The organism is Streptomyces qaidamensis (assembly GCF_001611795.1).
Classification (GTDB): domain Bacteria; phylum Actinomycetota; class Actinomycetes; order Streptomycetales; family Streptomycetaceae; genus Streptomyces; species Streptomyces qaidamensis.
In genome coordinates this window covers 7408837-7435659 of the sequence record NZ_CP015098.1, presented here as the reverse complement: position 1 = coordinate 7435659, position 26823 = coordinate 7408837, and the positions used below count along the sequence as shown (strand labels likewise).

Genomic DNA, 26823 nt, shown 5'->3' with positions numbered 1-26823 from the left:
CCGGAGTTGCCGCAGTGGTGGGAGTCGACGGCCGATGCTTCGACGCTAGCACCGGCCGCCGAACAGGGGCATCGTCCTTAAGCGGCGGCTGAATGACGCACGGTCACCATCCGCCCGGAGCACTGACTCGGCCGTCGCGCCTGCTCACAGCGCGTCGGCCAGGGCCCGGCCGATGACGGCGACCGCCTCGGCGTCGGAGAGCATCCCGCCGTGCGTGGAGTCGACGTCGTGGTTGGCGATGGTGCCCTTGACGTACGGCCGCCAGGCCTCCGGCACGAGCCTGGCCCGGACCTCCTCGGGGTACTCCACGCCGGGCGTGGGGCGCGTGGCGGTGAAGAAGAGCAGGTCCCCGCCGAACACGCCGGCCTGGAAGGTGCCCATCAGCCGGTTGTTGTGGACGTAGGCGTTCATGCTCTTCACCAGGCCCTGTTCACCCAGCGCGGCGAGGCGGTTGTTCTCCTCCTCCAGGTACGCGGCGTACCGGGCGAGTACCGCGTCGCGGTCCACGGCCAGCTCCCGCATGTCGAAGGAGAAGCCGGACGCCAGCAGTGGGGCGATGATCTCGTGGTCGTCCCAACTGGGCGCCTCGGCCTCCAGATCGGGCGGGAAGGTGTCCATGATGCCCAGCGTCCGCACCTCCTCGCCCTGCTCCTCCAGCCGTACGGCGACGGCGTGTGCGACCAGGCCGCCGAAGGACCAGCCGAGCAGCGCGTACGGGCCCGCCGGCTGCACCGTGCGCATGCGGGCGATGTAGTCGTCCGCCATCTCCGCGATCGAGTCGGGCATCCGGTCCGGCTCGGTCAGCCCGCGGGCCTGGAGTCCGTACACGGGCTGCTCGGGGTCCAGATGTGCGAGCAGGCCGGAGAACGACCAGCTGGTGCCGGAGCCCGGGTGGATGCAGAACAGCGGCGGACGGTCGCCACGGGGGCGCAGCGGCAGCAGCGGGTCGAGCGGGTCGCGCGAGGTGTCCGAGCCCAGGGCGCGGGCCAGGCCCGCCACGGTCGGCGCCTCGAAGACGGTCCGCACGGAGATCTCCACGCCGAGGTCCGAGCGGATCCGTCGGACCAGCCGGGTGGCGAGGAAGGAGTGCCCGCCGAGCCGGAAGAAGTCGTCGTGGACGCCCACCGCCTCCAGCTCGAGCAACTCGGCGAAGAGGTCGGCGAGCACCTTCTCCTCGGGGGTGCGGGGGTGAGCGAGGGAGGCCGCCGCGGTGCGCGGCGCGGGCAGGGCGCGGCGGTCCAGCTTGCCGTTGCCGGTCAGGGGCAGGGCGTCCAGGGTGACGAACGCCGAGGGGACCATGTACTCGGGCAGGCCGGCCCGGACGTGCGCGGCCAGCGTCTCGTCGAGAGCCTCGGGGGCGGTGGGTGCAGCGCTCTCGTCCGGTACCACATAGGCGACCAGTCGCTTCTCGCCGGGCGAGTCCTCGCGGACGACCACGGCGGCCTTCGCGACGGCCGGGTGGCGGACGAGCGCCGCCTCCACTTCGCCGGGTTCGACGCGGAAGCCGCGGATCTTCACCTGGAAGTCGGCCCGGCCGATGTACCGGATCTGTCCCTCTCGGGTCCAGCGGACCAGGTCGCCTGTACGGTACATGCGTTCGCCGGGCGCCCCGAACGGGTCGGCGACGAACCGCTCGGCGGTCATGCCGGGCCGCCTGAGGTAGCCACGGCCGAGGCCGGCGCCGGCGATGTACAGCTCGCCGGTGCGGCCGGGCGCCACGGGTCGCAGCGCCGCGTCGAGGACCCGGAGGCGAGCGTTGTCCACGGGGCCGCCCATGGTGGGCGCGTTCTCCCACTCTGCCGGATCCGCGGGCAGCACCCAGCCCGTCATCACATGGGTCTCGGTCGGGCCGTACTGGTTGTGCAGGCGTCGGCCGGGCACCCGCCCGTGGAAGGCGCGCAGGGACTCGCCGACCACCAGTGCCTCGCCGGACTGGACGATGTCGCGCAGTTCCGGCAGGTCCAGGGCGCCTTCGCGGGCCGCGTCGGCCACCGCCTCCACGACGAGGTTGGGTGCGAACAGTTCCTGCACGCCGTGCCGGTCCAGCCACCGCACCAGGCGCTCGGAGTCGCGCCGCACGTCCTCGGGGCACTGCACCAGCGTCTTGCCGTACAGCAGCGCCGACAGGATCTCCTGCACCGACACGTCGAACCCGATGGGCGCGAACTGGGCGGTGATCCGGTTGCCCGCGAGGAGCCCGTCCTGCCAGGCGACCAGGTTGGCCGGGCCGCCCGCCTGCATGACCACGGGCTTGGGGCGGCCGGTGGAGCCGGAGGTGTAGATGACGTACAGCGGGTGCCGGGGCAGGGCCGGGGCGGTGCGTTCGGTGTCGGTGACGTCCGTACCGGGGAGCGCCTCCAGGGCGTCCCGGACGGCCGGGTCGTCGAGCAGGACGGTGCCCGGCCGCCCCGCGGGCAGGGTGGCGGCCACGTCGGCGGTGGTCAGGAGGACGGCCGGGTCGGCGTCGTCGAGCATGTAGGCGACGCGCTCGGCGGGGTGGGCCGGGTCGACGGGCACGTATGCGGCGCCGGTCTTGAGGATCGCGCAGACCGCGGTCACCTGGAGCGGCGAGCGGGGCAGGGCGATGGCGACGTACGACTCCGGGCCCACGCCGCGGCCGATGAGCAGCCGGGCGAGCCGGTTGGCCCGCGCGTTGAGCTCGCCGTACGTCAGCCGTTCGACGGGGCCGGACGCCGCGTCGTCCGTGACGGCTTCGTGCACCACGGCCGGGCTGTCCGGCCGCCGTGCGGCCCACTCCTCGAACAGCTCCGGCAGGGGCCGCCACGGGTGCTCCCGGGTGGTGGCGTTCCATTCGGTGAGGACCTGGTCGCGGTCCCGGTCCGCGAGGACGTCGAGGCGGCGCACCCGCGCGGCCGGATTGTCCACGACGAGAGCGAGGAGCCGCAGCAGCGCGTCCACGACGGAGCGGGCGGTGTCCTCGTCGAACAGGTCGCGCGCGTACTCCAGGGAGGCGATCATCCCGGCGGGTGTGCCGTCGGCGCCGCGCCGTTCCGCGAAGGAGAACAGCAGGTCGAACTTGGCGGTGTCGACGGTGACGGGCTCGTTGGCGACGGTGAGCCCGGGCAGCCGCCCCTGCACGTCGGCGGCGGCCTGCTGGTCGTTGTTGTCGAAGGCCAGCTGGACCTGGTACAGCGGGTGGCGGGCCAGGGATCGCTGGGGGTTGAGGATCTCGACGAGGCGCTCGAAGGGCACGTCCTGGTGGGCGTAGGCGGCCAGGTCGACGTCGCGCACCCGCGCCACCAGTTCGGTGAAGGTGGGATCACCAGACACGTCGGTGCGCAGCACGAGGGAGTTGACGAAGAAGCCGACCAGTTCGCCGACGGCGTCGTCGGTGCGGCCCGCTATGGGTGTCCCGATGGGGATGTCCGTGCCGGCGCCGAGACGGGACAGCAGCCCGGCGAGCCCCGCCTGGACGACCATGAACAGGGTGGACCGGGTGTCGCGGGCGAGCTTGGCGAGCCCGGCGTGCGTGCGCTCTGGCACGTCGAAGACGAGCATGCCGCCCTCGCCGCTGGACACCAGGGGCCGCTCGCGGTCGGCGGGCAGCTCCAGTTCCTCGGGCAGGCCCGCCAACTGCTCGGTCCAGTGGGCGAGCTGCCGGGACAGGACGGAATCGGGGTCGTCCTCGCTGCCCAGCATCGTCCGCTGCCACACGCTGTAGTCGGCGTAGTCGACCGCCAGCGGCTCCCACCTCGGGGCGTGCCCGGTGTGCCGTGCCGCGTACGCGACGGTCAGGTCGCGGCGCAGCAGCGGCATGGACCAGCCGTCCGCGGCGATGTGGTGCATGAGCAGCAGCAGGACGTGCTCGGTCTCGGAGATCTGGAACAGCCAGACCTTCAGCGGCGGTTGCTCCGACAGGTCGAAGCGGTGCCGTACGGCCTCGTCGAGCAGTCCGCGCAGCCGGCTCTCGCCGGTCGGGACGACCTCGACGGGGACGGGCGCGGGCGGCAGGGCCCGCTGGTACGGGCCGTTCGCGTCCTCCGCGAAGACGGTGCGCAGGGGCTCGTGCCGGGTGACGACGTCGGTGAGCGCGTCGCGCAGGGCCGCGTGGTCGAGGCGGCCGGTGAGGCGCAGCGGCACGGGCAGGTTGTAGCTGGGGTTGGGGCCCTCCACGCCGTGCAGGAACCACAGACGCTGCTGGGCGAAGGACAGAGGGACGCGCGGCGGCCGCGGGACCGCCGGGGTGATGCCGCCGCGGCCGTCACCGCTGCGGTCCAGGACGGCGGAGAGCGCGGCCACCGTCGGTGCCTCGAACAGCTCCCGGATGGCGAGTTCGGTGCGCAGCGTGGAGCGGATGCGGCTGACGAGGCGGGTGGCCAGCAGAGAGTTCCCGCCCCGCTCGAAGAGGTTGTCGTCGATACCGATCCGGGGCAGCCCCAGCACCTCGGCGAACAGTCCGCAGAGGATCTCCTCGCGGGGGCCGCGCGGGCCGCGGCCGAGGACGGCGGTGTCCCAGTCCGGGTCCGGCAGCGCCTTGGGGTTCACCTTGCCGTTCGGCAGCACCGGCAGCGCGTCGAGCACCACGAACGCCGTCGGCACCATGTAGCCGGGCAGCGTGTGCGCGGTGTGGGCGCGCAGCGCCTCGGGGTCCGGGACGCCGGTGCCGCCGCCGGCCGCGGGCACCACGTACGCCACGAGGCGCTTCTCCCCCGCCGGGTCCCGGCGGGCCACGACGACCGCCTGCCCGACGGAGGAGTGGCGGGCGACGGTGGCCTCCACCTCGGCGGGTTCGATCCGGAAGCCCCGGATCTTGACCTGGTGGTCGGCGCGTCCGACGAACTCCAGCACGCCGGCGGGGGTGCGCCGAACCTGGTCGCCCGTGCGGTACATGCGGGAGCCGGCCGGGCCGAACGGGTCGGGCACGAAGCGTTCCGCGGTGAGGGCGGAGCGGCCCGCGTAACCGCGCGCCACGCCGGCGCCGCCGACGTACAGCTCGCCGGTCACTCCCTCGGGCACGGCCAGGAGGCCGCCGTCCAAGATGTACAGGTGGGTGTTGTCCATGGCGCCGCCGATGGGGACCGTGGAGCCGAGCCCGTCAGCCGTGGTCACCGCGTGGTGGGTGGCGTTCATGGTGATCTCAGTCGGGCCGTAGAGGTTGGTGACCGTCAGGCCCGGGCAGTGCTCCAGGACCCGGCGGAACGCCTGCGCCGAGGCGGCGTCACCGCCCGTGGTGATCTCGCGCATCCCGGCGAAGACCTCGGGCCGCTCCTCGGCGAGCACGTTGAACAGCGCGGTCGTGAGCAGGGCACCGGTGACGCCGTGCCCGGTGATGGTGCGGGCCACGGCGTCCACATCGGTCTCGCCGGGCGGGACGACGACGATCCGGTTGCCCGCGAGCAGCGGTACCCACAACTCGTAGGTGGAGGCGTCGAAGGCGAGGGTGGCGTTCAGCAGGACGGACTCGTGGGCGCCGGTGTGCCAGCGGCCGTCGAAGGCGAGTTCGGCGACGCCCCGCTGGGTCACCACGACTCCCTTGGGCCGGCCGGTGGAGCCGGAGGTGAACATCACGTACGCCGCCTGGTCGGGGTGTACGGCCACTTCGGGGTCGTCGGCCGGCCACTCCCCCGCGTCCGGGTCGTCCACGACGATCACGGGGACGCCGAGCGCGTCGGCGAGTTCGTCGGCGCGCGGCGCGGTCGCCCGGTCCGTGACGACGGCCCGGGCACTGGCCTCCTCGGCGGCGTCGCGCATCCGGTCCATGGGGAAGCCGTGGTGGAGGGGCACGTAGTGGCCGCCCGCCTTGAGGACGCCGAGCACGGCGACCGGCACCTCCGGCGAGCGTTCCATCAGCAGCACCACCGCCGACTCGGGGCCGACGTCCGCGCCGGCGAGCCGATGCGCCAGCCGGTTGGCGCACGCGTCGAGTTCGGCGTACGTGAGGGTGCGGTCGTCGGTCACGACGGCGGGGGCGTCGGGCACCCGGCGGACCTGGGCCCGGAACAGCTCGGGCAGGGCGGCGTCGGGCACCTCGCGCGCGGTGCCGACCGAGCCCTCCGGCAGGGTCGGCGCCCCGCCCGGCTCGGCGGCGGCGGTGATCCGGGCGACGGGGCTGTCGGGTGCGGCGGCCACGGCCTCCAGGATCCGCACCACTCGGTCCATGATGTGCCGGGCCGCGGCCTCGTCGTACAGGTCGGGCCGGTGGTCCAGGCGCAGCCAGATCCGCTCGCCGGGCGCACCGATCAGGGACAGCGGGTAGTGGTTGGCGTCCTGGCTGTCGACTCGGGTCACCTTGAGGGCGGCGTCGGAGGCCCCGCCGCCGCCTCCGGAGGGGTAGTTCTCGAAGACGGTGAGGGTGTCGAAGAGTCCGCCGCGGCCGTCGGAGCCGATGGCCCTGCGGATGTCGGCGAGGCCGATGTGCTGGTGGGCCAGCAGCCGGGTCTGGGCGTCCTGGAGCTCCCGCAGGAACTCCGCCATGGGCTGCGCCGGCCGCAGCCGGGCGCGCATGGGCACGGTGTTGATGAACAGGCCGATCATGCTCTCGACGCCGTCAATCTCCGACGGCCGTCCGGAGACGGTGACGCCCGCGACCACGTCGTCACGGCCGGTGAGCCGGGACAGCACGATCGCCCAGACGCCCTGCAGGACCGTGCCCATGGTCAGGCCCTGCTCGCGCACCCATTCGGTGAGGGCGCGCGTGGTCCGCTCCGGCAGCCGGACGTCGATCTGCCCGGGGACCATGGACACCGTGCCGGCGTCGGGCGCGACCAGGGTGGGTCCGTCCAGGTCGCCCAGCGCCTCGCGCCAGGCGTTCTCGGCGGCGACCCGGTCCTGCCGCCGCAGCCAGGCGAGGTGGTCGCGGTACGGGCGCACCGCGGGCAGCCGCGACACGTCGCCCCGGCTGGAGTACAGCGCGAACAGCTCCCGCCACAGGACGGGCAGGGACCAGCCGTCGAGCAGGACGTGGTGGAACGTCAGGACGAGCCGGTGGCGGTACGCGCCGAGCGCGACCAGGGTGAACCGCATCAGCGGCGGTTTCGCCAGGTCCAGGCGGCGGGCCCGGTCCTCGGCGACGACCCGGTCGGCCTCGGCGGCCCGGTCCTCCTCGGCCAGGGCGGTGAGGTCGACGTCGTGCCAGGGCACCTCGACCGCGCGGTGGACGATCTGGAGCGGGCGGTTGACCCCCTCGTAGCGGAAGCTCGTCCGCAGGTTGGCGTGGCGGCGCAGCAGGCCGTCCGCCGCCGCGCGGAGGGCGTCGCGCTCCAGCGGGCCCTCCAGGTCCACCACGAGCTGCACCGCGTACAGGTCGGGTGCGGTCTCGTCGTAGACGCTGTGGAAGAAGATGCCTTCCTGCAGCGGTGACAGCGGAAGGATCTCCTCAAGTCCCGACTGACTCATTACGACGTCCTCCAGTCGTCTTCCAGCAGATCGATTTCGCTCTGGCTCAGCTCCACCAGAGGCATGTCCGAGGGGGTGTAGCCGCCGGTCTCCGGCCGGCGGGCGTGCTCCACCAGGGCTTCCAGCGCCCGGACCCAGGCGTCGGCGATACGGCCGACCTCCCGGGACGGGAGCAGGTCCGCGGCGTACAGCCAGTGGGCCGTGAGTTCGGGGCCGCGGGCGCTGTCCCGGGTGACGGCGGCGAGGTCGAGCGCGTGCGGCAGCCGCATCCCGGGCGCCTGGCCGCCGACGCCGCCGAGGTCGGCCAGCACCGACCAGTCGGTGACGGCCTCGGTGGTGTCCGACTCGGCGAACCTGCCCAGGTAGTTGAAGCCGATCTGGGCTCCGGTCCGGGCGGCGAGCCGGGGTGCCGTACGGGGGTTGAGGTAGCGCAGGGCGCCGTAGCCGAGCCCGTCGTCCGGTACGGCCCGCAGCTGCTCCTTGATCCGTTTGAGGACCTGTCCGGCGGCGTATCCACCGGCCATCGCCTCGGCCCGGTCGTAGCTGCCGGGATCGAGCCGCACCGGGTACATGACGGTGAACCAGCCCACGGTGCGGGAGAGTTCACTGCCCGGCAGCAGGTGTTCGGCGCGGCCGTGGCCCTCCAGGTCCACCAGGATGCCGGTGTCGCCCCCGCCCCGCAGTTCCGTCAGGGCCATGGCCAGCGCGGTCAGCAGCACCTCGTCGACCCCGGTGCGGAAGGCCTCGGGCACGGTGGTCAGGACGGCCTCGGTGAGGTCGGGAGACAGGGTCCGGGCGAGGGTCGCGCCCCGCTCGTTCACATCCAGGTCCGGGTCCAGGGGACGGCCGCCCAGCCGGGGCTCGCCTCGGCTCAGCACCTCTTCCCAGTGGGCCAGTTCGGCCTCTCGGGCGGGGTCCTGCGCCCAGTCGGCGAGCCGCCTCGCCCAGCCGCGCAGGGACGTGCCGACGGGCTGGAGCGCGGGCTGCCGGCCCCGGGCGACCGCCTGCCAGGCCTCTTCGAGGTCGGGCAGCAGGATCCGCCAGGAGACACCGTCGACGGCGATGTGGTGCACGCTCAGGAAGATCCGGCCGGGCTCGTCCGGGCCACGGTCGAACCAGACGGCCCGCACCAGCGAGCCGTCCCGGAGCGACAGCCGTCGGCGCGCGGCGTCCGCGTGCTCGGCCATCGCCTTGAGGAAGGCCTCGTCGCCCAGACCGGCGCAGTCCACCCGTTCCACAAACTGCCGTGCGCCGACCGTGCCGGGTGCGGTGACCTCCAGCCGCCAGCCGTCGCCCGCGCCCGGGCCCTCGCCCGGTGTTCCGGGCACGGTGGTGAGCCGCAGCCGCAGGGCGTCGTGGTGGTCGAGCAGTGCCTGCACGGTGGCGGTCAGCGTGTCCAGGTCGCAGTCGGCCGGGGCCTGTACGACCCGCCACTGGTGGAGCTCGTCGACGGGGCCGCCGAGTTCGGCGAACCAGTGGACGATGGGCGTGGCGGGAACGGGGCCGATGCCGGCGCCCTCCTCCTCGGCGGCGGCGCCGTCGGTCTCGGTGACGACGCGGGCCAGGGCGGCCGGGGTCTTGTGCTCGAAGACCTCCTTGGCGGTGAGGACCAGACCGCGCCTGCGCGCCCGGCTGGCGAGCTGGATCGACATGATGCTGTCGCCGCCGAGTGCGAAGAACTCGTCGTCGGCGCCGACCTGTTCCAGGCCGAGGACGTCGGCGAACAGTTCGCACAGCAACCGCTCGCGCGGGTCGCGGGCGGCGCGGCCCGGCTCGCCGCCGCCGAACTCGGGTGCGGGCAGCGCCCTGCGGTCGATCTTGCCGTTGGGGGTGAGCGGGAACTCATCCAGGTCCACCAGGGCGGCCGGGATCATGTAGTCGGGCAGGGCGCGGCTGAGGTGGGCGCGGATGTCCGCCGTGTCGATCTCGCCCCCGTCACCGACCAGATACGCGACCAGGCGCCGGTCGCCCGTCCTGTCCTCGCGGACCGTGACCATGCCCTGGGCCACCGAGGCGTGCCGGGCCAGGACGGCCTCGATCTCGCTCAGCTCGACCCGGAAACCGCGGATCTTGACCTGCTCGTCGGCGCGGCCGACGAAGACGACGCGGCCGTCGCCGGTGCGGCGCACCAGGTCGCCCGTGCGGTACATCCGGGTGCCCGGCGGGCCGAACGGGTCGGGCAGGAACCGCTCGGCGGTCAGGTCGGGCCGCCCGAGGTAGCCGCGGGCCACGCCCGCTCCGGCGAGGTATGCCTCGCCGGTCACTCCGGGCGGCACCGGGTTGAGTGCCGCGTCCAGCACGTGGAGGCGGTCGTTGGGGATCGGCCGGCCGGCGTCCGGGACGGTGTCGCCGCGCAGCGGGTCGCTCATGGTGGTCAGCACGGTCGACTCGGTCGCGCCGTAGACGTTGATGACCCGCACCCCGGCCCGCCACCAGCGCTGGGCCAGCTCGGCGGAGAACGACTCGCCGCCCATGAGCACGCCCTTCAGCGTGCGGGCGCCTTCGGGGTCGAGTGTGGCGAGCAGCGTCGGCGGCAGGGCCGTGTGCGTCACCCGCTCCCGGGTGATCAGCTCGGCCAGTTCGTCGCCGCCGACGAGGCCGGACACCGGGCCGAGGACCATGGTGGCGCCCGTGACCAGCGTCATCACGAAGTCGCCGATCGCGGCATCGAAGTTGGGCGACACCAGCTGCAGGACCCGGCTGCCGGGCTCGAGGCCGAGCTTGTCGACGTGGGCCTCGGCGAGCGACGCGAGTCCCGTGTGAGGGACGACGACGCCCTTGGGACGGCCGGTGGAGCCCGAGGTGTAGATGGCGTACGCCGCGCCGTCCAGCCGCAGCGGGGCGGTGCGATCGTCGTCGGCCGGGCGGTGGCCGGGGCTCGCGGCGACGGCGGCCCGGGTCCCCGGGCTGTCCAGCAGCAGCCGCGGAGTGTCGCCGGCGGGCAGCGTCCCGGCGGTGCCCGTGGTGGTCACCAGCAGCGCGGGCCGAGCCTGCTCCAGCATGTAGGCGATGCGGTCGGCCGGGTAGTTGGGGTCGATCGGCAGGTATCCCGCGCCGGCCTTGAGGAGAGCCACGAGGCCGACCACGAGGTCCTCGGTGCGGGGCAGGGCGACGGCCACGAACTGCTCGGGCCCCACGCCGAGACCGATGAGGTGGTGGGCGAGCCGGTTGGCCCTCACGTCGAGTTCCTCGTACGTCAGGGCTGTGCCGGCGTGCTCGACGGCGACGCCGTTCGGGGTGCGCCGCACCTGGTCCTCGAACAGCTCGGGCCAGGTGCGCTCGGGCAGGTCCAGCGCGGTGTCGTGCCACGCGCCGAGGATGAGGTCCCGCTCGGCGGGCGCGAGGACGTCGATGCGGTCCACCGAGGTCCGAGGGTCGGCCGCGACGGCCTGGAGGAGCCGCAGGTAGCGGTCGGCGACGGCCCGCACGGTCGCCTCGTCGAAGAGGTCGGTGCTGTACTCGACGGAGCAGTACAGGTCGCCGGGCGTGCCGTCGGCGGACGGCTCCTCGCCGAAGCCGAAGAGCAGGTCGAAGGTGGCGGTTCCGGTGCCGACCGGGTGCGCGGCCACGCGCAGTCCGTGCCGCCCGGCTGTGCCGCCGGGCACGGCGCGGGCCGTGTTGTTGAGCGACAGCACCACCTGGAACAGCGGGTGGCGGGCGAGGGTCCGCTCCGGGCTGAGGGCGTCCACGAGCCGCTCGAACGGCACGTCCTGGTGGGCGTAGGCGCTCAGGACGGAGTCCCGTACCCGGTCCAGGAGTTCGGCGAAGGACGGGTTGCCGGACACGTCGGTGCGCAGCACCAGCGTGTTGACGAAGAAGCCCACGAGGTCGTCCAGGGCTTCGTCGGTGCGGCCGGCGACGGGCGAGCCGACGGGGATGTCACTGCCGCCGCCCATCCGGTACAGCAGGGTGGCCAGGGCCGCCTGCAGCACCATGAAGACGCTCGCGTGGTGTTCCTGGGCCAGGGTGTGCAACCGGTCGTGCAGCCCGGCCGGCACCGGGATCTCGAAGCGGTCGCCCCGGTAGGACGGGGACGCGGGGCGCGGCCGGTCGGTGGGCAGCGGCAGTTCCTCGGGGAGCCCGCGCAGGGTGCGCGTCCAGTAGTCCAGTTGTGCGGCCGTCTCGCTGTCGCTGTCGTCCTCGCCGCCGAGCAGTTCGCGCTGCCACCGCGTGTAGTCGGTGTATGTCACCGGCAGCGCGGGCCAGTCCGGTTCGCTGCCGTCCAGCCGTGCGGTGTAGGCGCGGGTCAGGTCGCGTGCCAGCAGCGGGATCGACCAGCCGTCGGCGGCGATGTGGTGCATGAGCAGCAGCAGCACATGGTCGTCCTCGGCCAGGGCGAACAGCCGGGCCCGCAGGGGCGGTTCCGCTCCCAGGTCGAACGGGTGCCGGGCCTCCCGCGCCAGCCGCTCGTCGAGTTCGTCCTCCGTGACGGGGACGACGAGCAGTTCCACGTCCGCGTCGGCGGCGTCGGCCACCCGCTGGTACGACCCTTCCTCGTCCTCGCCGAAGGTGGTGCGCAGCGTCTCGTGCCGGGCCACGAGGTCACGGACGGCCGCGCCCAGGGCCGTACGGTCGAGCGGTCCGGCGAGCCGCAGCGACAGCGGCATGTTGTAGCCGGAGCCGGGTCCCTCGAAGCGGTTGAGGAACCACAGCCTGCGCTGCCCGTACGACAGGGGCGTCCGCTCGGGCCGGGGCCCGGCCGTGACGGGGACCCGGGTGCCGGTCGCGCCCGGCAGGGCGGCCGCCAGTCCGGCGACGGTCGGCGCGTCGAACAGGGCGCGGATGGCGACCTCGGTGTCCAGGACGGCACGGATCCGGCTGACGAGCCGGGTGGCGAGCAGCGAGTGTCCGCCGAGGTCGAAGAAGGAGTCGTCGATGGAGACCCGCTCCACTCCGAGTACTTCGGCGAACAGCGCGCAGAGGATCTCCTCGCGGGTCGTGCGGGGGGTGCGGCCGGTTCCGGCGGTGGGTGCGGGAGCCGGCAGGGCGCCGCGGTCGAGCTTGCCGTTCGCGGTCAGCGGCAGCGCGTCCAGCACCACGAACGCCGACGGCACGAGGTGGTCGGGCAGGGTCCGGGCGACCTGCTCGCGCAGCTCGCCGGGGGCCGGCGCGGCGCCGTCCACCGGGACGACGTAGGCGACGAGCCGCCGGTCGCCCGGCCGGTCCTCGCGCACCAGCACCTCCGCCGTGCGCACCTGTGCCAGGGCGGTGACGGCCGCCCGGATCTCACCGGGTTCGACGCGTACGCCGCGTACCTTGACCTGGTCGTCCGCGCGGCCGAGGAACTCCAGGTGGCCGTCGGGACTCCAGCGGGCCAGGTCGCCCGTGCGGTACATGCGCGCTCCGGGCTCGCCGAACGGGCAGGGCACGAAGCGTTCCGCGGTCAGGGCGGGGCGCCTCACATAGCCTCGGGCCACGCCGGCGCCGGCTATGTGGAGCTCACCGCCCACGCCCGGCGGCACCGGGCGCAGTCCCCGGTCGAGGACGTACACGCGGGTTCCGGGCAGGGGCCGGCCGATGTGCGGGACCTCGCCCTCGGCGAGCGGCTCGCTCATGGTGGCGGTGACCGTGGCCTCCGTCGGCCCGTATGCGTCGATGACACGGCGGCCGCCGCGGATCCAGCGGGCGGAGAGTTCCACCCCGAGCGACTCGCCGCCCGTCATCACGGTCCGCACGGTCGCGGCGCGGTCCTCGGGCACGGTGGCCAGGACCGGTGGCGGCAGCAGTACGTGGGTGGCCGCCTTCTCGGTCAGCAGGGCGGCGATCTCCTCGCCGGAGAGCCGGTTGTCGGCGGGGCCGAGGACCAGGGTGGCACCGGAGACCAGCGCCTGGACGACGTCGGCGACGGCGGCGTCGAAGCTGAGCGACACCAGCTGCAGGACCCGGCTGGAGGTGTCCATGGCCAGGTTCCGGATGTGGCCGGTGAGCATCGAGCTGAGCCCGTGGTGGGGGACGGCCACGCCCTTGGGGCGGCCGGTGGAGCCGGAGGTGTGGATGACGTACGCGGTGTGCGCCGGGTGCACGGGGGCGGCGCGGTCGTTGTCCGTGAGGTCGGTGCCGGGCAGGTCGGCCAGGCGGGCCCGGACGCCGTCCGCGTCGAGGTCGACGACCCGGGCGGCGGCATCCGCGCCCGGGCGGGTCTGCGCCGCCTCCCTGGCGTGGGAGTCGGTGACCACGAGGACCGGTGCCGCGTCGTCGAGCATGTAGGCGATGCGGTCGGCCGGGTGCGCGGGGTCCACCGGCAGCCAGGCGGCGCCGGCCTTGGCGACGGCGACCATCGCCACGACCCACGCGGTGCTGCGCGGCATGAGCAGGGCCACGAGCCGGTCGGGGCCCGCGCCCTCGGCGGCGAGCAGCCGGGCGAGCCGGTTGGCGCGGGTGTTCAGCTCCCGGTAGGTGAGCGGCCCGGTATCGCCCTCCACGGCGACGTGGTCCGGGGTGCGGGCCACCTGGTCCTCGATCAGGGCGTGCAGGGTCCGCGGCGGCAGGGCGGGGCCGCCGCCTGCCCACTCGTCGCGTACGCGGCGCAGTTCGGCGGCGTCCAGCAGCTCCGCGGCCCCGATGCGCCGGTCGGGGTCCGCGGACAGCGCGTCGAGCAGGCGGACCCAGCGGGCTGCGAGCGCGTCCGCCGTCGGCCGGTCGAACAGGTCGGTGCTGTACTCCAGGACACCGTGCAGCCCGTCCCTGGCGGCCTCCGCCCGCTCCTGCAGGGCGAACGTGAGGTCGACCTTGGCGGTGGAGGTGCCCACCTCGTACGGCGCGGTGGAGGCGCCCGGCAGCCGCAAGGTGTGCGACACCCCGGACTCCGCCGTGTTGTTGAGCGCCAGCGCGACCTGGAAGAGCGGGTGCCGGGCGAGAGACCGTTCGGGGGCCAGCTCCTCCACCAGCCGCTCGAACGGCACGTCCTGGTGGGCGTACGCGGCCAGGCCGGTCTCCCGGACGCGGGCGATCAGCTCGGCGAAGGTCGGGTCGCCGGAGGTGTCGGTGCGCAGCACGAGCGTGTTGACGAACAGTCCGACCACGTCGGTGACAGCGTCGTCGGTGCGGCCCGCGACGGGCGCGCCCACCGGGATGTCGGTGCCCGCGCCGAGCCGGGTGAGGAGGGCGGCCAGGCCGGCCTGGAGCACCATGAACAGGCTGGACCGGGTCTCGTCGGCCAGCTGCCGCAGCCGGGCGTACAGGCCGGCGGGGATCTCCAGGGGTGCCTGGCCGCCGTGGTGGGCGGTGGCGGCGGGGCGGGGCCGGTCGGTGGGCAGGTCCAGCTCCTGCGGCGCGCCGTCGAGCGTGTCGCGCCAGTACCGCAGCTGGCGGGCCAGCGGGCTGTCGGGGTCAGCGTCGTCGCCGAGGACCCGGCGCTGCCAGAGCGCGTAGTCGGCGTACTGCACGGGCAGCGGCCGCCGGTCGGGCTGCCGGCCTTCGCTGCGGGCCGCGTAGGCGGTGGCCAGGTCGCGGCCGACGAGGGGCATCGACCAGCCGTCGCCGGCGATGTGGTGCATGAGCAGGACGAGCACGTGCTCCTGCGCGGCACCGTCCGGTGTGTCCGTCACGGTGAACAGATGGGCCCGAACCGGGGGTTGGGTGCGGATGTCGAAGGGCCTGCGGACGGCTTCGGCGACCCGCTCGTCCAGTTCTCCGCGTGAGGCGGTCTCCACGTTGAGTTCCGGCGCGGTGCCGGCGTCGAGGACGACCTGGTGCGGCCCCTCGGCGTCCTCGGCGTACACGGTCCGCAGGGCCTCGTGCCGGGCCACGGTGTCGGCGAGGGCCTGCCGCAGCGCGGCGGTGTCGAGGTTTCCGGTGACGCGGAGCGCGGCGGGGATCGTGTACGTGGCGGAGGGCCCCTGGAGGCGTTCGAGGAACCACAGCCGCGCCTGGGCGAACGACAGCGGCAGCCGCGCGGGCCGCGGGACGACGGCGGTGACCGGGCTGCGGCCGCGGCCGGCGCCGTCGAGGACCGCGGCGAGCCCGGCCACGGTGGGGGCCTCGAAGACCTGACGGACCGTGACCTCCGCCGCCAGGGCGGCGCGGATCCGGTTCACCAGCCGGGTGACGAGCAGCGAGTGGCCGCCGAGGGCGAAGAAGTCGTCGTCGACGGTGACCGCGGGCAGGCCCAGTACCTCGGCGAACAGACCGCACAGCAGTTCCTCGTGCGGGGTGCGCGGGGCCCGGCCCGAGCCGGCGCCTGCCGTGTCGGCGGGGGCGGGCGCGGGCAGCGCCCGGCGGTCCAGCTTTCCGTTGAGGGTCAGCGGCAGGGCGTCGAGGGACACGAAGGCCGACGGCACCATGTAGTCGGGGAGCGCCGCCGCCAGGTGGCGGTGCAAGCCCGCCGGGTCCGGGGCCGTGCCGTCCGCCGGTACGACGTAGCCGACGAGCCGGCGGTCGCCCGGGGTGTCCTCGCGCACGACGACGGCGGCGCGGGCGACGCCGGGGTGGCCGGCCAGGCGGGCGGTGACCTCGCCCAGCTCGATGCGGAAGCCGCGGATCTTCACCTGGTCGTCGGCCCGGCCGAGGTACTCCAGGCTGCCGTCCTGGTTCCAGCGGGCCAGGTCGCCGGTGCGGTACATGCGCTCGCCGGGCTCCCCGAACGGGCAGGCCGTGAACCGCTCGGCGGTCAGGGACGGCCGGTCCCAGTAGCCGCGGGCAAGTCCGGCGCCGGCGATGTACAGCTCGCCGGTGGAGCCGGGGGGCACGGGGCGCAGGCGGGCGTCGAGCACATAGGCGCGGGTGTTGGCGACGGGGCGGCCGATGGGCGCGGTGTCGGTCCAGGCCGCGATGTCGCCGGGCATCGTGTGGGCCGTGACGACGTGGGTCTCGGTGGGCCCGGAGTGGTTGTACAGCAGGCGGCCGGGCCGGCGGACGTGATACCCGCGTATCGCGCCGCGCGGGGTCAGGGCTTCGCCGGCCTGCGCGATGTGGCGCAGGCCGGGCAGGTCGAGGCCTTGCTCGTCGGCGGCCCGGCAGACCGCGTCCACGACCAGGTTCGGGGCGTAGAGCTCGTTGACACGGACGCGGTCCAGCCAGGCGGCCAGGGCGTCGGGGTCGCGGCGTACGTCCTCCGGGCACAGGGCGAGCGTCTTGCCGTACAGGAGGGTCGACAGGATCTCCTGCGCCGACACGTCGAAGCCGATCGCCGTGAACTGCGCGGTGATGGTGCCGGTGGCGCCGCCGATGGTGGCGTGGTGCCACTCCAGGAGGTTCACCATGGCCCCGGTCGGCATCACGACGGCCTTCGGGCGGCCGGTGGAGCCGGAGGTGTAGATGGTGTAGGCGGGGTGGCCGGGCAGCAGCGGCGCGGTCCGCTCGGCGTCGGTGACGTCGCCGTCGGCCGGGCGGGCGCCGGGGCCGTAGTCGTCGGACAGCTCCGGTTCGTCGCCGGACAGCACGAGCGCGGGCCGGCTGTCGGCGAGCATGAACGCGGTGCGTTCGGCGGGCTGGTCGGGGGCGACGGGCAGCCAGGCGGCACCTGCCTTGAGGACCGCGAGGAGCGCCACCACCCACCGCTCGGAACGCGGCATGGCGAGGGCGACGCGCGACTCGGGCCCGACGCCCCGGCCGATGAGGTACCGGGCGAGCCGGTTGGCGCGGGTGTCGAGTTCCCGGTACGTGAGCGTGGTGTCCCCGTCGAGGACGGCGGGCGCGTCCGGGGTGCGGGCGGCCTGCCGGGCGAACAGGGCGGGCAGGGTGGTCCCGGGCACGTCCCGGCCGGTGGCGTTCCACTCCTCGAGCACCCTGCGGCGTTCGCCGGGGGCGAGCAGGTCGATCGTGTGCACCGGCCGGTCGCCGTCGGCGGTGACGGCCTCGACGAGTCGCAGCAGCCGCTCGGTGATCCGTTCGGCGGTGGCGCGGTCGAAGAGGTCGCCGCTGTACTCGAGTGCAGCGTCGATCCCGGCGGGGCCGCCGTCGTCGGCGCGCCGCTCGGCGAAGGACAGCAGCAGGTCGAAGCGGGCCACGCCGGCGTCGACGGGCACGGTGGTGGCGGTGAGGCCGGGCAGCGCGCGCATCCCGGCGTCCCGCACGTGGTTGTCGAGGACGAGCAGGACCTGGAAGAGCGGGTGCCGGGCGGGTGAACGCTCCGGGTTGAGCTCCTCGACGAGCCGTTCGAAGGGCACGTCCTGGTGTGCGTAGGCGGCGAGGTCCGTCTCCCGGACGCGGGCCAGCAGTTCGGCGAACGTGGGGTCGCCGGACAGGTCCGTGCGCAGCACCAGCGTGTTGACGAAGACGCCGACAAGGTCCTCCAAGGCTTCGTCGCCGCGGCCCGCGACGGGGCTGCCGAGCGGGATGTCGGTGCCCGCGCCGAGCCGGGACAGCAGCGCGGCGACGGCCGCCTGCAGGACCATGAACATGCTGCAGTTGTGGTCGCGGGCCAGCCGGTCCAGCCCGGCGTGCAGCCGGGCGGGCACGGCGAACTCCGCGCGGTCGCCACGGTGGGTGGGCGTGGCGGGCCGGGGCCGGTCCGTGGGGAGGGCGATCTCCTCGGGAAGCCCGGCCAGGGCGGTGCGCCAGTGGTCAAGCTGCCGGGCGACGGGCGTGTCGGTGGCGCCGGCAGGGCCGTCGGCGTCACCGAGGACGCGGCGCTGCCACAGCGCGTGGTCGGCGTAGCCGACCGGCAACGGCGCCCAGTCGGGACGGCGGCCCGCGCACCGGGCGCTGTAGGCGCGGTGCAGGTCGCGCGCTAGGACGGGCAGCGACCAGCCATCGGCGGCGATGTGGTGCACGAGGAGCAGCAGCACATGCTCGGGCGCGGCCGCGCCGTCGGGGTCGGGCAGCCGGAACAGCCAGGCCCGCACGGGGCGTTCGGCGGACAGGTCGAACCCGTACCGGGCGGCCCGGGCGAGGTCGGCGTCCAGTTCGTCCGGTGTCACGTCGACCGTCTCGGGGTCGAGGGGCTCGGTGTCGCGGACGATCTGGTGCGGCCCTTCGGTGTCCTCGGCGAAGACGGTGCGCAGCGGCTCGTGCCGGTCGACGACGTCGGTGAGCGCGGCGGCCAGGGCCCGCTCGTCGAGGGTGCCGGTGAGCCGCAGTGCCAGCGGCATGTTGTACGTCGCGGAGGGGCCCTCGTAGCGGTTGAGGAACCACAGTCGTGTCTGCGCGTACGACAGGGGCAGCCGCTCGGGGCGGTGGCCGGCCGTGACGGCCTCGCGGGCGCGGCCGGCGGTGTCCAGGCGGGGCGCGAGCCGGGCGACGGTGGGCGCCTCGAACAGCGTCCGCAGGGGCAGTTCGGTGCCGAGGGTGGTGCGGATGCGGCCGACGAGCCGGGTGGCCAGGAGCGAGTGCCCGCCGAGGGCGAAGAAGTCGTCGTCGACGGTGAGCCGCGGCACGCCGAGGACGTCGGCGAACAGGGCGCACAGGATCTCCTCGCGCGGTGTGCGCGGCGCCCGCCCGCCGCCGTCGGCGTCATACGCGGGTGCGGGCAGGGATCTGCGGTCGAGCTTCCCGTTCGGGGTGAGCGGCAGCGCGTCCAGGGTGACGAAGAAGGACGGCACCATGTAGTCGGGCAGGGCACCGGCCGCATGCTCGCGCAGTGCCGTGGCCTGCGGGTCCCGGCCGTCGGCGGGCACCACGTAGGCGACCAGGCGCCGGTCGCCGGGCCGGTCCTCGCGCACCGTGGCGGCGGCCAGCCGGACGTCCGGGTGCGTGGCCAGGGCCGCCTCGACCTCGCCGAGCTCGATCCGGAAGCCGCGCAGTTTCACCTGGTCGTCGGCGCGGGAGACGAACCTCAGACGCCCGTCCGCGGTACGGCGTGCGAGGTCGCCCGTGCGGTACATACGGGCGCCCGGGGCGCCGTGCGGGTCGGCGACGAACCGCTCGGACGTGAGGTCGCGGCGGTCGAGGTAGCCGCGGACGACGCCGGTTCCGGCGATGTACAGCTCGCCCACGACGCCCGGCGGGACCGGGCGCAGGGCGCGGTCGAGGACGTAGGTGCGCGTGTTGGCGATCGGGATGCCGATGTCGGGGGCCTGCTCGGCCCGCGCGTCGACGACGGAGGCGGTCGACCACACGGTGGTCTCGGTGGGCCCGTACACGTTGAGGACGGAGGCGGCGTTCCGGCGCAGGGTGCGGGCTAGGGCCGCGGGCAGTGCCTCGCCGCCGGTCAGCACGCGGACCCCGTTCAGGGCGGCGGGCTCGCCGTCGGCGGTGAGCGCCTGCCAGAGGCTGGGGGTGGCCTGCATGGCGGTGATGCCGTCGCCGGTGAGGAGCCCGCGCAGGGCGGCGGGGTCGCGCGCCTCGTCCCCGCCGGCGAGGACGACTTCGGCGCCGTTGAGAAGGGGGCCGAAGATCTCCAGGGCGGCGATGTCGAAGCCGACGGTGGTCACGGCGAGCAGCCGGTCGCCGGGGGCGAGACCGGCCCTGCGGCCCATGTCGTGCAGGAAGTTGACGAGCGCGCCGGACGGGACGACGACGCCCTTGGGGCGGCCGGTCGAGCCGGAGGTGTAGATCACGTAGGCCGGGTGGCCGGGGTGCGCCGGTGCCGTGCGGTCCGCGTCGGCCGGATCGTGGTCGGGCCTCGCGGCCAGTTCCGCTCGCGTGCCGGGTGCGTCGAGGGCGACGACACGGCCGGCCCCGTCGGCGGGCATGGCGTCGCCGAGCTCCTGGGTGGTCAGCAGGACTCCGGGCCGGGCCTCGGCCAGCATCAGGGCGATCCGGTCGGGCGGGAAGTCCGGGTCGACGGGGAGGTAGGCGGCGCCCGTCTTGAGCACCGCGAGCAGGGCGACGACCAGCTGCTCGGTGCGGGGCAGGGCGAGCGCCACGTACCGCTCGGGGCCGCAGCCGAGCGCGATGAGGTGGTGGGCCAGCCGGTTGGCTGCCTCGTTCAGCTCCCGGTAGGTGAGCGTGCGGCCCCGGGTTGTCAGGGCCGCGGCGTCGGGGGCCCGGGCGGTCTGCTCCGCGAACAGCTCGGCCGGGGTCGCCGCGGGGACGCCGGCCGTGGTGTCGTGGCCGCCGGTCAGCGCCTGTGCGCGTTCGGCCGGGTCCAGCAGGTCGAGGTCCGCGACGGCGGTGCCGGGCGCCCGGGTCGCGGCGTCCATGAGGCGTACGAGCCGGTCCGCGAGCAGGCGGGCGGTGTCCGCATCGAACAGGTCGGTGGCGAACTCCAGTGAGCAGCCGATACCCAGGGCGCCGTCGCCCCCGCGCCGCTCACGGAACGTGAGGTACAGGTCGAACTGCGCGGTGTGTGTGCCGACGGTGAGGGGCCGCGCGGTCACGCCGGGCAGCCCTGCCGTGGCCTCGCCGGTGCCGTCGGCGGAGGCCAGCATGACCTGGAAGAGGGGGTGGCGGGCGAGGGAGCGTTCGGGTTTGAGCTCCTCCACGAGTCGTTCGAAGGGCAGGTCCTGGTGGGCGTAGGCGGCCAGGTCGGCCTCGCGGACGCGGTCCAGGAGCTCGGCGAAGGTGGGATCACCTGAGGTGTCGGTGCGCAGCACGAGCGTGTTGACGAAGCAGCCCACGAGGCGCTCCACCGCCTCGTCGCCCCGTCCGGCCACCGGGGTGCCGATCGGCACGTCCGTGCCCGCGCCCAGCCGGGACAGCAGCGCGGCCAGCGCCGCCTGCATCACCATGAACACACTGACCCGGTGCTCGCGGGCCACCTCGGCCACGCGTGTGTGCAGTGCGGCCGGCACCTCGAACTCCAGGCGGTCGCCCCGGTTCGAGGCGACCGCCGGACGCGGCCGGTCCGCCGGCAGCGCCAGTTCCTCCGGCAGTCCCGCCAGCCGGTGCCGCCAGAACTCCAGCTGACCGCCCAGCAGCGACCGAGGATCGTCGCCCGAGCCCAGCACCTCACGTTGCCACACCGCGAAATCGGCGTAGTCGAGCGGGAGTTCCGGCCATGGGGGCGCCGTGCCCGTGCGGCGGGCGGAGTAGGCGGTGGCCAGGTCCTCGGCGAGGACGCGCACGGACCAGCCGTCGGCCGCTATGTGGTGCACGAGGAAGAGCAGGACGTGGTCGTCGTCCGCCACCCGGAACAGCCAGGCGCGGGCGGGGATGTCGCCGGTGAGGTCGAAGGGGTGCCGGGCGGCGCCGGCCAGTTCGCCCTCGAGCCGTTCGGTGTCCGTGGTGACGAGGGTCAGGTCGAGGGCGGCGTCGTCCCGGACCACCTGGTAGGGCCCGTCGGCGTCCTCGGCGAACGTGGTGCGCAGCGGCTCGTGGCGGGCCACGACGTCGTCCAGGGCGGCACGCAGCGCGTCCCGGTCCAAGTGGCCGGACAGGCGCAGCGCCATGGGCAGGTTGTAGGTGGCGCCGGGTCCCTCGAAACGGTGCAGGAACCAGAGGCGTTCCTGCGCCAGGGACAGCGGCACCCGGGCGGGCCGGGGCCGGGCCGGTGTGACGGAGGTGCGGGCCGTGGCGGCGGTGTCGAGCAGCGCGGCCAGCTCCGCGACGGTGGTGGTCTCGAAGACCTGCTTGATGGAGAGTTCGGCGCCGAGGACGGTGCGGATGCGGGAGACCAGCCGGGTCACCAGCAGCGAATGACCACCCAGATCGAAGAAGGAGTCATCGACTCCGACATCGGCAACCCCCAGAACCTCGGCGAACAGACCGCACAGGATCTCCTCACGCGGACCCCGCGGCAACCGGCCCGAACCCACCCGGTACTCCGGCGCAGGCAGAGCACGACGATCCAGCTTCCCGTTCACCGACACCGGCAACGCGTCCAGCACCACCACCGCCGAAGGCACCATCCCCTCCGGCAACCGCTCACCCACCCACGAACGCACCACACCCGCGTCCACCACACCACCGGCCGACGGCACGACATACGCCACCAGACGCACATCACCCGCACCCTCGTCCCGCACCACCACCGCACACTGACCCACACCCGGCGCAGAAGACACCACACCCTGCACCTCACCCAGCTCCACCCGCTGACCGCGCACCTTCACCTGATCATCGACACGGCCCACGAACACCAGCTCACCGCCGGCCGTCCACCGCACCAGGTCACCCGTGCGATACATCCGCGACCCCGACGCCCCCAACGGACACGCCACGAACCGCTCCGCCGACAACCCCGCACGACCCCAATAACCGTGCGCCAACTGCACACCCGCCAGATACAACTCCCCCACCACACCCACCGCCACCGGCCGCAGACCACCGTCCAGAACGAACACCGACGTGTTCCACACCGGACGGCCCATGGGCACGGGGACGGGGCCTCGCTCGTCGCCGCACTGGTAGTGGGTGACCTCGATGGAGGCTTCCGTCGGCCCGTAGAGGTTGTGCAGGCGAATGCCGAGGGTGTCGGCGAACCGGTCGCGCAGCTCGCCGGGCAGGGCCTCGCCGCTGCAGAAGACCCGGGTGAGGGTCGTGCACTCGCAAGCGGCGGGCTCGGACAGGAAGACACCCAGCATCGACGGCACGAAGTGCACGCTGGTGATCCGCTCCTGCCGGATCACGTCGGCGAGGTACGCGGGGTCGCGGTGGCCGTCGGGGCGGGCCATGACGAGCGTGGCGCCGGTGATCAGCGGCCAGAAGAACTCGGGTACGGAGACGTCGAAGCCGATGGGCGTCTTCTGGAGCAGTCGGTCGTCGGGAGTCAGGGGGTCCACGGACTGGAGCCACAGGAGGCGGTTGACGATGCCCTGGTGCGGGACGACCACACCCTTCGGACGGCCCGTCGAACCCGACGTGTACATCACATAAGCAGGCCCCTCGGGCACAGCACGCGCCACGAACTCCCCATCACCAGGCAGCGGTTCGTCCACACACAACACCGGCACCCCCACCGGCACCCGCGACACACCCTCCGCCACCGTCAGCACCACCGACGGAACCGCATCCTCCAACACATACCGGACCCGCTCGGGCGGATAACCCACATCCACCGGCACATACGCAGCACCGGCCTTGTGCACCGCCAGCAACGCCACCACCAACTCCACCGACCGGGGCACCATCACACCCACCCGGTCACCCACACCCACACCACGCCCCGCCAGCAACCCCGCCAACGCACACGCGCGCGCATCCAGCTCCGCATACGACAACGACACACCCTCGAACACCACCGCCGTCGCCCCCGGCGACCGCCGCACCTGCTCCACGAACAAATCCGCCAACGACACCGACGGCACCACCCGCCCCGTCGCGTTCCACTCCTCCACCACCCGCCCACGCTCACCCGCCGACAGCAGCTCCACGGAGGCCACCGGCTGGTCGGGGTCGCGGACCAGGGCATCGAGGACGCGGCGCAGCCGGTCGAGAACGGCTCGGGCCGTGTCGTGCGCGAGGGTGTCGGAGCGGTAGTCGAGCCGGAAGCCGAGCCGGTCTCCGGGAGCGGTGATCAGGGCGAGCGGGTAGTGGGTGGCGTCCCGGCTGGCGATCCGGGTGACGGGCAGTGAGCGGGTGTCGGCGGCGCCGCGGCGGGCCGCCCCGCTGGAGGGGTAGTTCTGAAAGACGCAGAGCGTGTCGAAGAGTTCGCCGGTGACGCCGGACCGGCGCTGGATCTCGGAGAGCCCGAGGTGCTGGTGGGGCAGCAGCAGGGTCTGCTCGTCCTGGAGGCGCCGCAGCATCGCCGTAAGGGTCTCGCCGCGGCGGACACGGTGCCGCAGAGGCACGGTGTTGATGAACAGGCCGACCATCGACTCGACACCGGCGACCTCGGGCGGCCGGCCGTTGACGGTGAGGCCGGTCACGACGTCGTCCCGGCCGGTGACGGAGGCGAGGACGAGAGCCCACGCGCCCTGCACGACGGTGCTGAGGGTGAGGCCGTTGTCCCGCGCCCAGCGGAGCAGGGCGGCGGTGTCCTCCTCGTCGAGCTCCGTCAGCAGCTCGTCGGGGACGACGGGTGACCGGTCGGCGCCGGGCGCGACGAGGGTCGCCTCGTCGATGTCGGCGAGGGCGCCGTCCCAGGCGCGCAGGGCCGCTTCGCGGTCCTGCGCGGCGAGCCAGGTCAGGTAGTCGCGGTACGGGCGCACGGGCGCCAGCGCGTCGGTGTCGCCGCCGTTCTCGTACAGCGCGAACAGGTCACGGGCGAGCAGCGGCTGCGACCAGCCGTCGTACAGCAGGTGGTGGCTGGTGAGCAGGAAGCGGTAAACACCGCCGCCGAGCCGCAGCAGCGTGCAGCGCATCAGCGGCGGCCGGGACAGGTCGAAGCGGCGGGTGCGGTCCTCGGTGACGATGCGGTCCGCCTCGGCCGCGCGCTCGGCCTCGGGCAGGCCACTGAGGTCGATCTCCCGCCAGTCGGGCTCGACGTGGCGCAGCACGAGCTGCGCCCATTCGCCGCTCTTGCGCTCGCGGAAGCAGGCGCGCAACGCGGCGTGCCGGCTCAGCAGCCCGGCGACGGCCGCGCGCAGGGCGTCCGTGTCGAGGGGGGCGGCGCCGCCGTGGTCGGTCAGTTCGAACACGGACTGCGCGGTGTAGACGTCGTCGCCGGAGCGGTCGTAGACGCTGTGGAAGAGGAGCCCCTCCTGCAACGGGGAGAGCGGCAGAATGTCCTCGATGGCCTTCGGCTGTCGGCTCATGTGTGTGTCTCCCACTCCTGCGTCAGCTCGTCTTCGAACTCGTCGATCTCGCGCTGGTCGATGGACGACAGCGCCACGTCGGACGGAGTCAGTCCGCCGGCGTCGGGGCGTTCGGCGTGTGCGGCCAGGGTTTCGAGGGCCCCGAACCACAGCCGGGCGAGCTCCTCGGCCCGGTCCTTGGTCAGCAGTTCGGCCGCCCAGGTCCACACGGCCACCAGCTCCGGGCCGTGGGCGGTGTCGCGGGTGGCCGCGTTCACTTCCACGGCGTGCGGCAGCGGCATGCCCGGATCGTGGTCGGATCCGGTGTCCGCGCCGACCACCACGGTCCAGTCGGCGGCGTCCTGGCCGGAGCCCACCGTGTAGCGGCCCAGGTAGTTGAACCCGATCCGGGGGCGGGGCCGGGCGGCGAGCCGCTGCGCCGTACGCGGGTCCAGATAGCGGGCCAGGCCGTAGCCCATGCCCCGGTCGGGGACCGCCCGCAGTTGTTCCTTGACCTGTTTCACCAGGGCACCGGCGGCCGGTCCCGCGGCCCAGGCGTCGGCCCGGTCCAGCGAACCGGTACCGAGACGCACGGGGTACAGGGCGGTGAACCAGCCGACGGTCCGCGACAGATCGGCGCCGCCGGCGAACTCCTCCTCGCGGCCGTGTCCTTCGACGTCGACGAGGATGTCCCCCGCCCGCTGCTGCCACTCCGCGAGGGCCAGGGTGAACGCGGCCAGCAGCACCTCGTCGGGGCCGGCCCGGAACGCGGCGGGGACGGCGCCCAGGACGGCCGAGGTGACGTCCGGTGGCAGGGTCAGGGTCAGGTGCCCGGCGGTCGCGTAGGTGTCGCGGGCCGGGTCGGGGGCCGGGAGGCCGGCCGGCGGGTCGGGGGTGTCGAGGACGGCCTCCCACCGGGCGAGTTCGGTATCGGGCCGGGTGGCGGCCAGTTCGGCCAGCCGTGTCGCCCAGCCGCGCAGCGAGGTGCCCACGGGCTGGAGCTGCGGTGCCTCGCCCGCGGCGTCCGCCCGCCAGGCCTCGGCGAGGTCGGGCAGGAGGATGCGCCAAGACACTCCGTCGACGGCGAGGTGGTGCACGGCCAGCAGCAGCCGTCCCTGCCGGTCGGGTCCCGCGTCGAACCAGACGGCCTGCACCATCCTGCCGTCACGGGGGGCGAGCCGGGTGCGCGCCGCGGTGCCCTCGCTCAGTACGGTCCTGCGCACTTCCTCGTCGTCGAGGCGGGACACGTCGACCCGGTGGAGGACGTCCGCGGCGCGCGGCCCGGGACCGTCGGGGATCTCCAGCCGCCAGCCGGCCGCCCCCGCACCGGTGACGTCGGTGTGGAGCGTCAAGCGGAGCGCGTCATGGTGGTCCAGGACCGCCTGGAGTGCCCGCTCCAGCCGCTCGCGGTCGGCCCCGGCGGGGGTGCGGATCAGCTGGGACTGGCTGAAGTGGTCGACGGGCCCGGCAAGTTCGGCAAGCCAGTGGGTGATCGGCAGGAGCGGCACGGGGCCGGTTCCACCGGGTTCGTCGACCCGACCGCCGGTGTGTCCGCCGGCCTCGCGCACGGTGTGGGCGAGCGCCGCGACCGTCTGATGCTCGAACACCTCACGGACGGTCAGTTCGAGACCGGCGCGCCGGGCCCGGCTGACCAACTGGATGGCCATGATGCTGTCACCGCCGAGAGCGAAGAAGCCTTCGTCGATGCCGAGCTCGTCCTGCCCGAGGACCTCGCCGAACAGCGCGCACAGGGCCTCCTCGCGTGCTGTGCGGGGGCCGCGGCGTCGGGTCTCGTCGCCGTACACCGGTCGGGGCAGCGCCCGTTGGTCGATCTTGCCGTTGGGGGTGAGCGGCAGGGTGTCCAACGGCACGATCGCCAGGGGCACCATGTAGTCGGGCAGGTCCTGCGCGAGGTGTTCGCGCAGATCGGCGGTGTCCGGGAGGGCGGTGGCGCCGGCGGCCGGCACGGCGTAGGCGACGAGCCGCTTGTCACCGGGCCGGTCCTCGCGGACCACGACGGCACATTGGCCGA

3 protein-coding genes (1 of these 3 only partly in view) are annotated in these 26823 nt (G+C 74.1%); all 3 read right to left on the bottom strand.

Going from position 1 to position 26823, the window contains the following annotated elements; all coding sequences use genetic code 11:
• Nucleotides 1-144 precede the first annotated feature (144 nt).
• Tightly spaced (each overlapping or abutting the next), the 3 genes in view from A4E84_RS32735 to A4E84_RS32725 form a layout consistent with a single transcriptional unit that may run on beyond the window.
• A complete protein-coding gene (locus A4E84_RS32735) occupies nucleotides 145-7356 on the bottom strand; it encodes an amino acid adenylation domain-containing protein (protein ID WP_062930004.1) in 7212 nt (2403 codons plus the stop codon).
• Nucleotides 7356-24812: a non-ribosomal peptide synthetase gene (locus tag A4E84_RS32730; protein ID WP_062930003.1), complete on the bottom strand. Its 17457-nt coding sequence runs from the start codon at nucleotides 24810-24812 to the stop codon at nucleotides 7356-7358. The genes A4E84_RS32735 and A4E84_RS32730 overlap by 1 nt, the downstream gene beginning before the upstream one ends.
• Nucleotides 24809-26823 carry the end of a non-ribosomal peptide synthetase gene (locus A4E84_RS32725; RefSeq protein WP_063827587.1) on the bottom strand. The gene runs 12247 nt beyond the window's last position, so 2015 of the gene's 14262 nt are visible here — the last part of the coding sequence; its start codon lies beyond the right edge, outside the window — the gene reads right to left on this strand; its stop codon occupies nucleotides 24809-24811. Before A4E84_RS32725 ends, A4E84_RS32730 begins: the two co-directional genes overlap by 4 nt.

What these genes read in the sequence shown, in the direction of transcription:
- A4E84_RS32735 (WP_062930004.1), bottom strand. Translation starts at nt 7,356, where the DNA reads ATGAGTCAGTCGGGACTTGAGGAGATCCTTCCGCTGTCACCGCTGCAG.
- A4E84_RS32730 (WP_062930003.1), bottom strand. Translation starts at nt 24,812, where the DNA reads ATGAGCCGACAGCCGAAGGCCATCGAGGACATTCTGCCGCTCTCCCCG.